Annotated in this window: 13 protein-coding genes; 4 read left to right on the plus strand and 9 right to left on the minus strand. The window is 57.8% G+C overall.

The window, feature by feature from the left end:
* Positions 1–2 precede the first annotated feature (2 nt).
* The 9 genes from nuoI to D8U73_RS27690 form a co-directional block, all read right to left on the minus strand.
* Entirely contained in the window at positions 3–551 is a 549-nt protein-coding gene (gene nuoI, locus D8U73_RS27650) for an NADH-quinone oxidoreductase subunit NuoI (protein ID WP_047527653.1), read from the minus strand.
* Positions 552–560: 9 nt separating this feature from the next.
* Positions 561–1,568 (minus strand): NADH-quinone oxidoreductase subunit NuoH, encoded by a 1,008-nt coding sequence (gene nuoH / locus D8U73_RS27655; protein ID WP_056723843.1) that lies wholly within the window; start codon positions 1,566–1,568, stop codon positions 561–563.
* Positions 1,565–4,279 carry an NADH-quinone oxidoreductase subunit NuoG gene (nuoG, locus tag D8U73_RS27660; protein ID WP_130906282.1) on the minus strand — a complete coding sequence of 905 codons (2,715 nt, stop codon included), beginning with the start codon at positions 4,277–4,279 and terminating at the stop codon, positions 1,565–1,567. Before nuoG ends, nuoH begins: the two co-directional genes overlap by 4 nt.
* Before the next feature lie 136 nt (positions 4,280–4,415).
* A complete protein-coding gene (gene nuoF / locus D8U73_RS27665; protein ID WP_007970446.1) occupies positions 4,416–5,771 on the minus strand; it encodes an NADH-quinone oxidoreductase subunit NuoF in 1,356 nt (451 codons plus the stop codon).
* Positions 5,768–6,265, minus strand: a complete 498-nt coding sequence (gene nuoE / locus D8U73_RS27670; RefSeq protein WP_008020715.1) for an NADH-quinone oxidoreductase subunit NuoE — start codon at positions 6,263–6,265, stop codon at positions 5,768–5,770. Before nuoE ends, nuoF begins: the two co-directional genes overlap by 4 nt.
* 2 nt (positions 6,266–6,267) lie before the next feature.
* The gene (gene nuoC, locus D8U73_RS27675) at positions 6,268–8,052 is read right to left on the minus strand and encodes an NADH-quinone oxidoreductase subunit C/D (RefSeq protein ID WP_130906283.1); all 1,785 of its coding nucleotides are present in this window, start codon (positions 8,050–8,052) and stop codon (positions 6,268–6,270) included.
* A gap of 72 nt (positions 8,053–8,124) precedes the next feature.
* Positions 8,125–8,799 carry an NADH-quinone oxidoreductase subunit NuoB gene (locus D8U73_RS27680; protein ID WP_008032725.1) on the minus strand — a complete coding sequence of 225 codons (675 nt, stop codon included), beginning with the start codon at positions 8,797–8,799 and terminating at the stop codon, positions 8,125–8,127.
* Positions 8,800–8,809: 10 nt separating this feature from the next.
* The gene (locus D8U73_RS27685; RefSeq protein ID WP_003223812.1) at positions 8,810–9,223 is read right to left on the minus strand and encodes an NADH-quinone oxidoreductase subunit A; all 414 of its coding nucleotides are present in this window, start codon (positions 9,221–9,223) and stop codon (positions 8,810–8,812) included.
* Between the two features lie 630 nt (positions 9,224–9,853).
* Complete coding sequence (locus D8U73_RS27690) at positions 9,854–10,615, minus strand: SDR family oxidoreductase (RefSeq protein ID WP_015094377.1); 762 nt, start codon at positions 10,613–10,615, stop codon at positions 9,854–9,856.
* Positions 10,616–10,998: 383 nt separating this feature from the next.
* On the opposite strand from D8U73_RS27690, the gene D8U73_RS27695 reads away from it, so the two are divergent.
* The 4 genes from D8U73_RS27695 to D8U73_RS27710 all read left to right on the plus strand — a co-directional run bounded on the left by D8U73_RS27695 (position 10,999) and on the right by D8U73_RS27710 (position 14,705).
* Positions 10,999–12,237: an aminotransferase class I/II-fold pyridoxal phosphate-dependent enzyme gene (locus D8U73_RS27695; protein WP_130906284.1), complete on the plus strand. Its 1,239-nt coding sequence runs from the start codon at positions 10,999–11,001 to the stop codon at positions 12,235–12,237.
* Positions 12,238–12,246: 9 nt separating this feature from the next.
* Entirely contained in the window at positions 12,247–13,074 is an 828-nt protein-coding gene (locus D8U73_RS27700) for a CoA ester lyase (protein WP_015094379.1), read from the plus strand.
* Between the two features lie 10 nt (positions 13,075–13,084).
* Entirely contained in the window at positions 13,085–13,609 is a 525-nt protein-coding gene (locus tag D8U73_RS27705; RefSeq protein WP_015094380.1) for a MaoC family dehydratase, read from the plus strand.
* Between the two features lie 106 nt (positions 13,610–13,715).
* Entirely contained in the window at positions 13,716–14,705 is a 990-nt protein-coding gene (locus D8U73_RS27710; RefSeq protein WP_015094381.1) for an ornithine cyclodeaminase family protein, read from the plus strand.
* Positions 14,706–14,719 lie beyond the last annotated feature (14 nt).

The following is a 14,719-nucleotide window of genomic DNA, read 5'->3' on the forward strand; positions in this document are numbered from 1 at the left end:
CCTTAAGGCAGCAAGCTCTTCACGTTGATCGGTTCGGCTTCATTCTGCGCGGAGCCTTTCGGCTTCCCGGCAATCGCCATACCTGCAACACGATAGAAGTTGTAATCAGGGTTTTTGCCGGGGCCGGAGATCAGCAGATCTTCTTTCTCGTAAACCAGGTCCTGACGTTTGAACTCGGCCATTTCGAAATCCGGCGTGAGCTGGATCGCGGTGGTCGGGCAGGCTTCCTCGCAGAGGCCGCAGAAAATGCAGCGCGAGAAGTTGATGCGGAAGAAGTCCGGGTACCAGCGACCGTCTTCGGTTTCAGCTTTCTGCAGCGAGATGCAGCCGACCGGGCACGCCACGGCGCACAGGTTGCAGGCTACACAACGCTCTTCACCGTCGGGGTCGCGGGTCAGGACGATTCGGCCACGGTAGCGCGGCGGCAGGTAGACCGGTTCTTCCGGGTACTGCAGCGTGTCGCGCTTGCGGAAGGCGTGGCCGAAGATCATCACCAGGCTGCGAAGCTGGGTGTAGAGGCCATGCACGATGTCAAATATGTACTTCATGATTCTCTATCCTCACTGAGCCGCGACGGCGGGCGTGTTGAGCAACACGATCGCAGCGGTCACCAGCATGTTGACGAGGGTCAGCGGCAAGCAGAACTTCCAGCTGAAATCCATCACTTGGTCATACCGTGGGCGCGGAATCGAAGCGCGCAACAGGATGAAGATCATGATGAAGAACGCGGTTTTCAGTGCAAACCAGATGAACGGGATCTGCGGCAGAATGCCGAACGGACCGTGCCAGCCACCGAAGAACAGGGTCACCAGCAGCGCCGAGATCAGCACGATGCCGATGTACTCGCCGACGAAGAACATGCCCCATTTCATGCCGGCGTATTCAATGTGGTAACCGTCGGCCAGTTCCTGCTCCGCTTCCGGCTGGTCGAACGGGTGACGGTGAGTCACGGCCACGCCAGCGATGAAGAAGGTCAGGAAACCGAAGATCTGCGGAATGATGAACCACAGGTTCTGCGCTTGATATTCAACGATGTCGCGCATGTTGAACGAGCCGACCTGGATCACGATACCCATCAGCGACAGGCCCATGAACACTTCGTACGACACGGTCTGGGCCGAGGCACGCAAGCTGCCCAACAGGGCGAACTTGTTGTTGCTCGACCAGCCGGCGAACAGCACCGCGTAGACCGACAGGCCAGCCATGGCGAAGAAGAACAGGATGCCGATGTTGATGTCCGCCACGCCCCAGGTCGGGGTGATCGGGATGATCGCGAAGGCAATCAGCAGGGCGCTCATGGCGACTACCGGGGCCAGGGTGAAGATCATCTTGTCGGCGAATGGAGGCGTCCAGTCTTCCTTGAAGAACATCTTGATCATGTCGGCGGCGATCTGGAACGCGCCGAACGGACCGACGCGGTTCGGACCGTAACGGTCCTGCCAGAGGGCGAGCAAGCGACGCTCGACCCAGCTCAGCAGTGCACCGCAGACCACCACGGCAAGCAGAATCACCACGGCCTTGAGGACCGCGATGATCACGTCGATCACTTCAGGAGTGAACAAGGTCATTGCGCTGCCTCCTGCAGACCGTCAACGGATTTGCCAAAGATCGCTGGCGGAATGCCGGCGATGCCCGCAGGCAATGCAACCAGACCAGCGCCCAGCTCTTCATTGATGCGCAGCGGCAGACGCAAGGTCTGGCCTGCCACGTTCAGGCTCAGCATGGCACCGTCGTTGACACCCAGGCGGTCGGCTTCGGACTTGGCCAGTGCAACGTAGGCAGCCGGAATGCGTTCCTGGACCGGCGCGGCTTTCGAAGAGTTTTCTTCGCTGCCGAACAGGTGGAAGAACGGTACAACCTGCCAGGTACCCTGGGCCGGGTTGAAGGCGCGCGGAACACTGGCGAACCAGTTCAGCGAATCACCGGTGCTTTCGATCAGGCGGGTGCCCGGGTCGCCAGCGCGGATGTGACCGCCGACTTCGTCCTGGAACTTGTTCCAGGCCTGCGGCGAGTTCCAGCCCGGAGACCAGGCGAACGGCACTTGCTGACGCGGTTCGGCGGAGCCTGAGTAACCTTCCATCGAGAAGGCGAATGCGGTGTCCTTGTCCTGCGGGGTACGCGGTTCGTGCACGCTGATGTCGGCGCGCATGGCGGTACGACCGGAGTAGCGCAGCGGTTCACGGGCCAGTTTCATGCCCTTGATGCGGAACGCGGCGGACGGTGCGGCGTCGACGATGCGGTTCAGGATCGAAGTGCTGGAAGCGACAGCGGCGGTGACGTGGTCCAGTTGGGTCCAGTCGATCGGCTGGTTCAGCAGGGTCGCGCGCAGGGCATGCAGCCAGCGCCAGCCTTCGTGAACCAGGATGCTCGCGTCCATGTACTTCGGATCGAAGACCTGGAAGAAGCGCTGGGCGCGGCCTTCCTGGCTGACCAGGGTACCGTCGCCTTCAGCGAAGCTGGCGGCTGGCAGCACCAGGTGCGCGCGATCGCTGGTGGCGGTCTTCTGATGGTCGGCAACGATGACCACTTTCGCGGCAGTCAGGGCGGCATCGACACGGGCCTTGTCGGTACGGGTGTACAGATCGTTTTCCAGCACGACGATGGCGTCGGCCTTGCCATCGATCACCGCTTGCAGCGCGGAGTCGACCGATTCACCACCGAGCATGGCCAGGCCGAGGCTGTTGGCTTCAGGCACGATCAGGCTGATGGAACCGTTCTTCTCACGCAGCTTCAAGGCCTTGGCGATGTTCGCGGCGGCTTCGATCAGGGCTTTGGAGCCCAGGGAAGTACCGGCGATGATCAGCGGGCGCTTGGCAGCGAGCAGGGCATCGGCGATGCGTTGGGCCAGTTCGAGCGCTTCAGCGTCCAGGCCTTCAACGGCTGGAGCGCTGGCGTCAAGGGCGTGAGCCACGGCGAAACCGATACGGGCCAGGTCATCCGGGGCGGCGTGAACGCACTCTTCGGCGATGTCGTCGAGCTTGGTTTCAGCCAGGCTGGCGATGAACAGCGGGTTCAGCGCGTGCTGGCCGATGTTCTTCACGGCGGCGTCGAGCCAAGGCTGAACGCGCATGGCGTCGGCCATGTCTTCGGCCTTGCCTTTGACCGACTGACGCAGCGACAGCGCAACACGGGCGGCAGTCTGGGTCAGGTCTTCACCGAGGACGAAAATCGCATCGTGGTCTTCGATGTCACGCATGTTCGGCACTGGCAACGGACTGTCTTTCAGCACTTGCAGGACCAGACGGATGCGCTCCAGTTCGCCGGCTTCGATACCCGAATAGAAGTGCTCGGAACCGACCAGTTCGCGCAACGCGTAGTTGCTTTCGAGGCTGGCGCGAGGCGAGCCGATACCGACGATGTTGCGACCGCGCAGCAGGTCGGCGGCTTTATCCAGCGCTTCGTCGAGGCTCAGTTTGGTGCCGTTGGCCAGCAGTGGCTGACGTGGGCGGTCTTCGCGGTTGACGTAGCCATAGCCGAAACGGCCACGGTCGCACAGGAAGTACTGGTTCACCGAACCGTTGTAACGGTTTTCGATGCGACGCAGTTCACCGTAACGTTCGCCCGGGGAAATGTTGCAACCGCTGGAGCAGCCGTGGCAGATGCTCGGCGAGAACTGCATGTCCCATTTACGGTTGTAGCGCTCGGAGTGAGTTTTGTCGGTGAACACACCGGTCGGGCAGACCTCGGTGAGGTTGCCGGAGAACTCGCTTTCCAGGGTGCCGTCTTCAACGCGACCGAAGTACACGTTGTCGTGGGCGCCGAATACACCGAGGTCGGTGCCGCCGGCGTAGTCCTTGTAGAAGCGCACGCAGCGGTAGCAAGCGATGCAGCGGTTCATCTCGTGGGAAATGAACGGGCCCAGTTGCTGGTTCTGGTGGGTACGCTTGGTGAAGCGGTAACGGCGCTCGTTGTGGCCGGTCATTACCGTCATGTCTTGCAGGTGGCAGTGACCGCCTTCTTCACAGACCGGGCAGTCGTGAGGGTGGTTGGTCATCAGCCATTCGACAACACTGGCGCGGAACGCCTTGGACTCTTCATCTTCGATGGAGATCCAGGTGTTGTCGGTGGCAGGGGTCATGCAGGACATGACGATACGACCACGGGTGTCGTTCTCGTCGGTGTACTGCTTGACCGCGCACTGGCGGCAAGCGCCAACGCTGCCGAGGGCAGGGTGCCAGCAGAAATAAGGGATATCGAGGCCTAGCGACAGACATGCCTGTAACAGGTTGTCTGCCCCATCGACTTCGAGCTCTTTGCCGTCTACGTGGATAGTGGCCATGGTTCAAAGTTCTTCGTTGGCCCGGTGTCAGCGGGCGTGGCTAATGGAATCTTGTTGTCCGCGTGAATCAACACAGCCGCTTACGGCGTCATCACACGAAAAGCGAAGGGCACGGACCCTTCGCTTCTTTAAGCGTTTACGCGCCGACTACGATCGGCCTTGCCAGAGGCGGGACGGCGGCGCTGACAGGCGCGATACCGGCTTCGAACTCATGGCGGAAGTATTTGATTGCGCTGCCCAACGGCTCCACGGCGCCCGGTGCGTGAGCACAGAACGTCTTGCCCGGGCCGAGGAAACCGACCAGACCCAGCAGGGTCTCGATGTCGCCTGGCTGGCCTTCGCCGTTCTCGATGGCCATCAGGAGCTTGACGCTCCAAGGCAAACCATCCCGGCAAGGGGTGCAGAAACCGCAGGATTCGCGAGCGAAGAACTGCTCCATGTTGCGCAGCAGGGACACCATGTTGACGCTGTCGTCCACCGCCATGGCCAGGCCGGTACCCATACGGGTGCCCACTTTGGCGATGCCGCCGGCGTACATTTGGGCGTCCAGGTGTTCCGGCAACAGGAAGCCGGTACCGGCGCCGCCTGGCTGCCAGCACTTGAGCTTGTAACCGTCGCGCATGCCGCCGGCGTAGTCTTCGAACAGTTCGCGACCGGTGACGCCAAACGGCAGTTCCCACAGACCCGGATTCTTGACCTTGCCGGAGAAGCCCATGAGCTTGGTGCCCATGTCTTCACTGCCTTCGCGGGCCAACGATTTGTACCAGTCCACGCCGTCGGCAATGATCGCCGGCACGTTGCACAGGGTCTCGACGTTGTTCACGCACGTCGGCTTGCCCCACACGCCAACGGCGGCAGGGAAGGGCGGCTTGGAGCGCGGGTTGGCGCGGCGGCCTTCGAGGGAGTTGATCAGTGCGGTTTCTTCACCGCAGATATAACGCCCGGCACCGGTGTGGACGAACAGCTCGAAATCAAAACCCGAACCCAGAATGTTCTTGCCCAGCAGGCCCGCGGCCTTGGCTTCTTCCACGGCACGGTTCAGGTGCTTGGCGGCAGTGGTGTATTCGCCACGCAGGAAGATGTATCCGCGGTAGGTTTTCAGTGCGCGGGCACTGATCAGCATGCCTTCGATCAGCAGATGGGGCAGTTGCTCCATCAGCATGCGGTCTTTCCAGGTGTTGGGCTCCATTTCATCCGCGTTGCACAGCAGGTAGCGGATGTTGATGGATTCGTCCTTGGGCATCAGGCCCCACTTCACGCCAGTGGGGAAGCCTGCACCGCCGCGACCCTTGAGGCCGGAATCTTTCACGGTCTGGACGATGTCGTCCTGAGCCATGTCGGCGAAGGCCTTGCGCGCAGCGGCGTAGCCGTTCTTGGCCTGGTACTCGTCGAGCCATACGGCTTCGCCGTCGTCACGCAGACGCCAGGTGAGCGGGTGAGTCTCGGCCGAACGCTTGATGCGGTTGGCCGGGCCGAAAGAAGTCAGGGTCATACGTAGCCCTCGAGCAATTTGGCAACGCCTGCTGGCTGCACATCGCCGAACGTGTCGTCGTCGATCATCAACGCCGGCGCCTTGTCGCAGTTGCCGAGGCAGCAGACCGGCAGCAGGGTGAAACGACCGTCGGCGGTGGTTTGACCCAGGCCGATGCCGAGCTTGCTCTGGATTTCGCTGACCACCGACTCGTGTCCACCGATGTAGCAGACCATGCTGTCGCAGACGCGAATGATGTGACGGCCCACCGGCTGACGGAAGATCTGGCTATAGAACGTCGCCACGCCTTCAACGTCGCTCGCCGGGATACCGAGGATCTCGCCAATGGCGTACAGAGCGCCGTCCGGCACCCAGCCACGTTCCTTCTGGACGATCTTCAGGGCTTCGATCGACGCCGCGCGCGGGTCTTCGTAGTGATGCAACTCGTGCTCGATGGCCGAGCGCTCGGTTTCACTCAAGGTGAAACGGTCTGTCTGGATAAGCGTGCTGTTCATGCTTAGCGGTCCACGTCGGCCATAACGAAATCGATACTACCCAGGTACGCGATCAAGTCCGCGACCATGCTGCCTTTGATCACCGAAGGGATCTGCTGCAGGTGCGGGAAGCTTGGGGTACGAATCCGGGTGCGGTAGCTCATGGTGCCGCCATCGCTCGTCAGGTAATAACTGTTGATGCCCTTGGTCGCTTCGATCATCTGGAAGGATTCGTTGGCCGGCATGACCGGGCCCCACGAAACTTGCAGGAAGTGCGTGATCAGGGTTTCGATGTGCTGCAGGGTGCGCTCTTTCGGCGGCGGCGTGGTCAGCGGGTGATCCGCCTTGTACGGGCCTTCCGGCATGTTGCGCATGCACTGCTCGATGATCTTGATGCTCTGGCGCATTTCTTCGACGCGCACGATGCAGCGGTCGTAGGCATCGCCATTGGCAGCCAGCGGCACTTCGAATTCGAAGTTCTCGTAACCCGAGTACGGACGCGCTTTACGCAGGTCGAAGTCGCACCCGGTGGCACGCAGGCCGGCACCGGTGACGCCCCATTCCAGGGCTTGTTTGGTGTTGTAGTCGGCGACGCCGATGGTCCGGCCACGCAGGATGCTGTTGTCCAGTGCGGCTTTCTGGTATTCGTCCAGACGCTTGGGCATCCACTCGACGAAATCCTTCACCAGTTTTTCCCAGCCGCGCGGCAGGTCGTGGGCGACGCCACCGATACGGTACCAGGCCGGGTGCAGACGGAAACCGGTGATGGCTTCGATCACCGTGTACGCCTTCTGGCGGTCGGTGAAGGTGAAGAACACCGGGGTCATGGCGCCGACGTCCTGGATGTAGGTACCCAGGAACAGCAGGTGGCTGGTGATCCGGAAGAACTCGGCCATCATGATGCGGATGACGTCGACTTTCTCCGGCACCTTGATGCCGGCCAGCTTCTCGACCGAGAGCACGTACGGCAGGTTGTTCATCACGCCGCCGAGGTAGTCGATACGGTCGGTGTACGGGATGAAGCTGTGCCAGGACTGACGCTCGGCCATTTTCTCGGCGCCACGGTGGTGGTAACCGATGTCCGGAACGCAATCGACGATTTCTTCACCGTCCAGCTGCAGGATGATGCGGAACGCACCGTGCGCCGAAGGGTGGTTCGGACCGAGGTTGAGGAACATGTAGTCCTCGTTCGGGCCGGAACGTTTCATGCCCCAGTCTTCTGGCTTGAAGCGCGCGGCTTCTTCCTCGAGCTGTTGCTTGGCCAGGGTCAGGCTGAACGGATCGAATTCGGTGGCGCGCGCCGGGAAGTCCTTGCGCAACGGGTGACCTTCCCAGGTCGGCGGCATCATGATGCGCGACAGGTGAGGGTGGCCTTTGAAGTCGATACCGTACATGTCCCAGACTTCACGCTCGTACCAGTTGGCGTTCGGCCAGATGCTGGTGACGGTCGGCAAGCTGAGGTCGCTCTCGGACAAGGCGACCTTGATCATCACGTCACTATTACGTTCGATCGACAGCAAGTGGTAGAACACGGAGAAATCGGCGCCGCTTGGCAACCCTTGACGCTTGGTGCGCAGACGCTCGTCCACGCCGTGCAGGTCATAAAGCATGACGTACGGCTTTGGCACGTTACGCAGGAACGTCAGGACTTCGACGAGTTTGGCGCGGGCAACCCAAAGCACCGGCATGCCGGTGCGGGTAGGCTGGGCGGTGAACGCCTCCGGGCCAAAACGGTTGTTCAGTTCGACGACCACATCCTGGTCGTCTGCCTTGTAAGGCGGGATGTACAGAGCACTGCCTGTAGTCATGGTTATTTATCGCTTTCGGTCAACGTAAAGAATGAAGCCAGTTTCTCGTTCTATAAAAGAAGCAGATCTGGATCAGACTTCGTCGGGGCTGCGCAGGTTGGTGACTGCGATTCGCTGTTCGCGGCGCTTGTCCTTCTCGGAAGGCATCTCGGCGCGGTATACGCCTTGATCACCAACGACCCAGGAAAGCGGACGACGCTCCTGTCCAATCGACTCCTGCAACAGCATCAGGCCTTGCAGGAAAGCTTCAGGACGGGGCGGGCAGCCAGGCACGTAGACGTCCACGGGCAGGAACTTGTCCACCCCTTGAACGACAGAGTAGATGTCGTACATGCCACCGGAGTTGGCGCACGAACCCATGGAAATGACCCATTTGGGTTCGAGCATTTGCTCGTAGAGACGCTGAATGATCGGCGCCATCTTGATGAAGCAGGTACCGGCGATAACCATGAAATCCGCCTGACGCGGCGATGCCCGGATAACTTCGGCGCCAAAGCGCGCGATGTCGTGGGGCGCCGTGAAGGCGGTGGTCATTTCCACATAGCAGCACGAAAGGCCGAAGTTATACGGCCACAGGGAGTTCTTGCGCCCCCAGTTGATCGTGCCGTTAAGCACGTCTTCGAGCTTGCCCATGAAAATGTTTTTGTGGACTTGATCTTCTAACGGATCGGAAACGGTTTCCCGTTCGCCAATCGGATACTGCTCGTTAGGAGCATCGGGGTCGATCCTGGTGAGATTGTATTGCATTGCCAAAGCCTCATTGTTTCAGCTTCGCTTGCCGCTTGCGCCGAGCTTCCGGTGCCCAATCAAGGGCGCCCACTCGGAATAGGTAGACAAGACCTGCCAACAGAATTGCTATGAAAACGAGAGCTTCGACGAATCCGGTCCAGCCGCTTTCGCGGACGGACACAGACCATGCAAAGAGAAAGAGGGCTTCGATATCGAAGATCACGAACAGCATCGCGACCAGATAGAATTTGGCTGAGAGCCGCAAGCGGGCGCCACCTGTAGGTAGCATGCCGGACTCGAACGGTTCGTTTTTGCTGCGGCCCCAGGCTTTTGACCCAAGGAGGCTGGAGACGCCCAGCATGAAGGCACAGAGGCCGACGACGCCTAGAAGGAAAATGGCAAAGCCCCAGTTGTGGGCCATGAGTCCTGTCGCTTCGGGCATGCTGGTAATCCTTAACAGAGAGCAAAGGTCTCTGAGCTTGAAAAAGAACAAAGCAGTGACGATATGTCGCAGCAATCAATCCCGCTGATTTTATGGCTAAACACCCCGCAAGTAAAATTCCTATAGCGAAATTATTTATAGGAATAAGGACATAGCGCACCTCCAAAGCCCCGCAGCCCATGCGATGCGGGCATTAGCAGGGTTTTCATCAATTATGTTTTGTAGGGAATGTAACGAACATAGTTTTCGCCAAATGATAATCAATATTGTTTGAGTCGGTTTTCAAACTGTTTAACGGGTGAGTGGTCGGGAAGTTGTCTTACATGCGCGCTACTGCGAGCAGCGGACGGGGCATTTTTACCTTGGTTTTCCGAGCGAGAAACTGCTCTGGAACAATGTTTTTCCCTGAATCACCATCGCCCGCTCCCACAGGGTTCGGCGGTGATTGTATATCTCAGGCAAAAACGCCCCGAACCAGGTCGGGGTATCAGATGTGGGGCGTTGCGGTTGGCTTTCGGTCCGCAACGGCCAGTTGTTTAGGCCAAGCAGATCAGAGGCGACAGGTACGACCTTGCTATGCCTCGTGCCAATAGGAAAAAAACATAAAGTCTGCTGCGACTTTAAGGTTCTCTAAATACAGCTGTGCCCCCCATCAATTACCAGATCAGCACCGGTCATCCATGATGACTCATCGGATGCCAGGAGGATGGCAGCGCCCGTCATATCCGAGGGAATTCCGGCGCGCTGCATTGGAATCTCTTTTTTTCTGTTCTGCCATAGCTCTGGAGCGTCCCGCCACTGGTTGGCGTTGCCGTTGGTGGCGGTCAGTCCAGGTGAAAGGGTGTTGACCCTGATACCATAGGGAGCCAGTTCCAAGGCACAGCTTCGTGTAAGCATCGACAGTGCTGCCTTGCTGGCTTGATACGCTGACATTCGGCTGACTGCCTTGAAGGCGCTGACCGATGAAATGTTAATGATGCTTCCGCCCTGTTTGCGTGCTATGCAATCTTTTGCAAAGCGTTGAGTTGCAAAGAAGGGGAAGCGGAGGTTGACTGCAAGGGTGCGTTCGTACTCATCGCCGCTCAGCTCCAGAAATGGAGTGCGGGTTATGAATGCGGGATTATTGACAAGTATATCTATCGGTCCGATGTCTGCGTGCGCTTTCTCGAAGAGCGCATTTACGCTACAGCTTTCGGCATCCATAAGCATGAAACTGGCCCGCTGTTCAAGACGCTCGGCTATTTCAATAACTGCACGCGCGCCGGCTTCATCAGTGCGTGCGGTAATGAAAACGTCGGCCCCCTGCGCAATGAAAGCTTCGGCTATTGCTCTTCCAATGCCTGCCGATGCGCCTGTTATTAGAGCTCGCTTACCTTTTAATCTTCCTTCCATGAAGGAACCTCCGTTTGGTGGTTGGGTGCAAATAGTTCAAGTAGGCGTAACGTTTGAATATAGAGAGGGATCTGCATTTTGCTGGCGTGGGATCTAACAAAACTATCTTGGTTTGTTACATGATAATTCAGAGCGGCGTTGGGTATAATTTCTCATCAGGATTGCACTTGCGTAAATATCTATCTGTTGAAGCTTTGTTAGTATTTCGGTTTGGTTTTGGCGAAAATTCCTACGGAACTTTCATTCGTAAATTACAGACTTTTCTGAGTTGCCGGAAAGAAATGAGTGTGTAAGGCTAATTGGGCTGGCATGAAGTGGCTGGTGTATTGAATTTTGCTGTTGTACTGGCTCTTCATGTGTCATCGGTCATAGAGAGGTCGTGTATGTCAGAGCAAAAAAATAAATATATCAACACTGCCAGATCCGTCGAAATGGGTAATCCCTCCTGGGGGCTTGCACAAGAGTCGGGGCTTACCGATTTGAGTATCGAGCATACTCGACAGGGGCGCATGCAAGACCAGAACGGTCATGAATTCATGAATATGTGCTCTTGTTCATATTTGGGGCTTGAGGTCGATGAACGTCTGGCGCGACGTGCTGCAGATTATGTGCTGAGTTGCGGTACCGTGAATTTGCCCACTTCGCGTATCCGAATAAGGTTGAAAGAGCTTGATGAGCTTGAAGACGCCTTATCTGCCCATTTCAATTGTCGAGCATTCACAGCGACTTCCTGCAGCGCGGGCATCGTCGCGTCTCTTCCCCTGCTGGCAGCCGGTATGTTTACTGATGGCCAGCGGCCCTTTTTGATCTTTGATAAACATGCCCATTTTGCACTGAACCAGGTCAAGGCCATCTGCGGTGATGAAACGCAGGTTGTCACTTGCAATCACAATGATGTCGATTTCATCGAGGATATGTGCAAGCGTCATCCTTTGGTCGCGTATGTTGCTGACGGTGCTTACAGTATGGGGGGAAGTGCGCCTATTGAGCGGCTGTTGGCTTTGCAGGACAAGTTTGGGCTGTTTCTCTACTTCGATGATTCTCATTCATTGAGCGCCTATGGCGAGCGGGGTGAGGGTTATATTCGTACTTTCCTGCCTGAGCTCAATCCGCGGACCCTGTTGGTTTATTCATTGGCCAAGGCATTTGGCGCCAATGGAGGCGGTATATTCATGTCGGAGAAGGCCAACTATCAGAAGATTTTCCGTCGTTTTGGCGGGCCAATGTCCTATTCGCAATATGTGAATCCCGCCGCTATAGGCGCTGCCATGGCTTCTCTGGATATTCACAAGACCAGTGAGCTTGGCGTTTTGCAGCAGAAGCTTAGTGCCAATATTTGCCTGTTCGACAGCTTGTTTGCGACGGAGCACGCGGGGTCGGGTCTACCGATTCGGGTTATCCCATTAGACAGTCCGGATATGGCGATTTCTGTTTCGGAGGGTGTCTTCAAACGCGGGTATTACACCTCGGCAGTATTCTTTCCCATCGTGGCCAGGAACAAATCCGGTTTGCGCGTGATGATGCGTGCAGACATGTCCCAAGAAGATGTCCGGAGCTTCTGCTCCGCTGTCCAGGCAGCGGTCAAAGAGGCCCGTCTGAACCTGAAACCTGTCCAGCGTTGAGAGGTTGCGATGTCCAATCCTACACCAAGAAGTTTGCTGTATTGCTCCGCCTTGCACCCTGAGCAATACGCCAAGAGTGCTCTGACGGATGTCATGGTGATTGATCTGGAGGACGGTGTTCCGCTCTCTGGGAAAGCTGAAGCCCGGTTGTGTGTCGAACAGTTCTATCGTTCCCGTGTTACGCAGCGTACAGCACTGCGTATCAATCCTCTGCGGGACAATCAAGGGTTGCTCGATCTGCTGCTGGTGCAATCACTTGACCAGCGGCCCGAGTTCGTTGTCCTGGCAATGACCGAAGCGGCGGCGGAGATAGAGGTGGTGCGCGCCAATTTAAGTCGTGATGGAGAAAGTCCGAAAATACTGGTCACCGTCGAAACACCGGCCTGTCTGCGGGATATTTACGCCATTGCATCGAGTGCCGATGGACTGATCTTTGGTTCCGCCGACTATGCGGCCAGCCTGGGGGTGCAGATCGGTGGCTGGAGCAACATCCTGCATGCCCGTGGGAGCATCGTCGCGGCCGCAAGCGCCGCGGGTATTCCCGCGTTCGACACCGCTTACTTCAATCTCGACGACGAGGCGGGGCTGCTGAAGGAATGCCAGGACACCCGGGAGTTGGGATTCAGTGGCAAGACCTCCATTCACCCAAGGCAGATTCCCATCATCAATGATGTGTTCACTCCTTCCATCGCTGAGTACGAACATGCTTTGGCAGTTGTGCAGGCTGCGGAGAACAGTGGTGAAAAAATCACCCGGTTGAAAAACCTCATGGTGGGGCCGCCGTTTGTGAAGCAAGCCAGGAAACTTATCCAGCGCGCCCAGGAACTGGGCCTTTGAGGAGAAGGTTATGGAACCGATGATTTCGGCCCATGTACGGATCGGTGCAAATCGCTACCGGGAGTCTTATGGCTTGCACTACGAAGAGTTTGTGGTGGGGGATGTATTCGAGCACCGCCCCGGCCGAACTGTGACTGAGCTGGACAACATCTGGCAGTCACTGGTGAACATGAACAACCATCCTGCACATATCGACGTTGCTTATGCCCAGCGCACCGAATTCGGGAAATTGCTGGTCAACAGTTCGGTGACCTTGTCGATTATCAGCGGCATGACGGTAGCGACAATGAGTGCCCGGGCGATCGCAAACCTGGGCTGGGACGAAATTCGTCTGCCAAATCCGGTTTATGTCGGCGACACCTTGTACGCCGAGAGCGAGGTTGTCTCCAAGCGTGAATCCCGATCGCGTCCGGGGCAAGGCATTGTCACCATCAGGGTGATTGGTCGTAAGCAGGATGACACCCCCGTGATCACTTACCTGCGCACCTTTTTGGTTCCCAAGCAAGGGCATTCCCAAGACTACCCGGTCGGCTAGGCGTCTCGGGATGGCGATGTCGATGGATGGAGGCACTCAAGCATGAGTGCTGCCGGCTCGAGGATGGCCCGTATCTTCGAAAAGCTTTGATGGAAAAGGAAAAGCCATGCTGCTTCTTAATCGCGAAGATATCGGGCGTTGTGTCGAGTTACTAACGCTTGTTCGCGCACTCGAAAAAGCCCACCGGGGGTTTGCACTCTCGCCTCCTGTGGTTCCGCAACGTTCGATCATCACACACGAGCGACAGAAAGCATTCTCTTTGTTCATGCCGGCCTTTTTGCCCGGAAGCCAGACGCTGGGCATCAAAGTGTCGTCGTTTCATCCCGGCAACGCTATGCATGGGTTATCGGGGGTCAATGGCGCGGTTTTGCTGATCGATATCGACAGCGGGAGGTTGCTAGCCATGATTGACAGTGCAGCCCTGACGGCGATTCGTACCAGTGCCATGAGTGCCCTGGCGACGGACAAGCTCTGCCCGCGGGAGCGACTCAATCTGGCGGTGATCGGTGCTGGGGCTCAGGCCGCAGCGCATACCAAGGCGATGGCCGCTATCAGAGATCTGGGGCAGGTCAGGATATTTTCCCGTTGCCTGGCCAAAAGTGTCGCTTTGGCCGAGCGCCTGTCCATTGAGCTTGCGCTGCCGGTCGAGGCCGTCAACCGCATGGAGGAGGCGCTGGCTGATGCGGACATAGTCTGCACGACGACCTCCCATGACAGTCCACTGCCCTTGATTGGAGTGCATCAGCTCAAATCCGATGCCCATATCAATGCCATTGGTGGCAGTACGCTTCAGGCATGCGAGATCGATCCCCGGTTACTGGGCAACGCTCAAGTTCATGTCGATCATTTGGACGCCGCATGTCGTGAGTCGGGCGAAATTGCACAGGCGTTGGCGTTGTCGGTGATTGGTGTAAAGGACATCCGGGAAATCGGTGCTTTAGCCGTCGAGCAGCCTTCGCCAGTAACGCATAAACAAGGTCTGAGTTATTTCCGCAGCGTCGGCCACGCCAGTCAGGACATGGTGGTCGCTGCCTGCCTATATGACGTGGCCATGGCACGGAACATCGGCAAACACTGCGACTACCTCAGCGGCTGAGGCCTGCCAGGCGC

This window comes from Pseudomonas sp. Sample_22 (assembly GCF_004307635.1).
Taxonomy (GTDB): Bacteria; Pseudomonadota; Gammaproteobacteria; order Pseudomonadales; family Pseudomonadaceae; genus Aquipseudomonas.

Coding starts and splice junctions, on each gene's coding strand:
- nuoH (WP_056723843.1), bottom strand. CDS start 1,568: ATGACCTTGTTCACTCCTGAAGTGATCGACGTGATCATCGCGGTCCTC.
- nuoG (WP_130906282.1), bottom strand. CDS start 4,279: ATGGCCACTATCCACGTAGACGGCAAAGAGCTCGAAGTCGATGGGGCA.
- nuoF (WP_007970446.1), bottom strand. CDS start 5,771: ATGACCCTGACTTCTTTCGGCCCGGCCAACCGCATCAAGCGTTCGGCC.
- nuoE (WP_008020715.1), bottom strand. CDS start 6,265: ATGAACAGCACGCTTATCCAGACAGACCGTTTCACCTTGAGTGAAACC.
- nuoC (WP_130906283.1), bottom strand. CDS start 8,052: ATGACTACAGGCAGTGCTCTGTACATCCCGCCTTACAAGGCAGACGAC.
- D8U73_RS27680 (WP_008032725.1), bottom strand. CDS start 8,799: ATGCAATACAATCTCACCAGGATCGACCCCGATGCTCCTAACGAGCAG.
- D8U73_RS27685 (WP_003223812.1), bottom strand. CDS start 9,223: ATGCCCGAAGCGACAGGACTCATGGCCCACAACTGGGGCTTTGCCATT.
- D8U73_RS27690 (WP_015094377.1), bottom strand. CDS start 10,615: ATGGAAGGAAGATTAAAAGGTAAGCGAGCTCTAATAACAGGCGCATCG.
- D8U73_RS27695 (WP_130906284.1), top strand. CDS start 10,999: ATGTCAGAGCAAAAAAATAAATATATCAACACTGCCAGATCCGTCGAA.
- D8U73_RS27700 (WP_015094379.1), top strand. CDS start 12,247: ATGTCCAATCCTACACCAAGAAGTTTGCTGTATTGCTCCGCCTTGCAC.
- D8U73_RS27705 (WP_015094380.1), top strand. CDS start 13,085: ATGGAACCGATGATTTCGGCCCATGTACGGATCGGTGCAAATCGCTAC.
- D8U73_RS27710 (WP_015094381.1), top strand. CDS start 13,716: ATGCTGCTTCTTAATCGCGAAGATATCGGGCGTTGTGTCGAGTTACTA.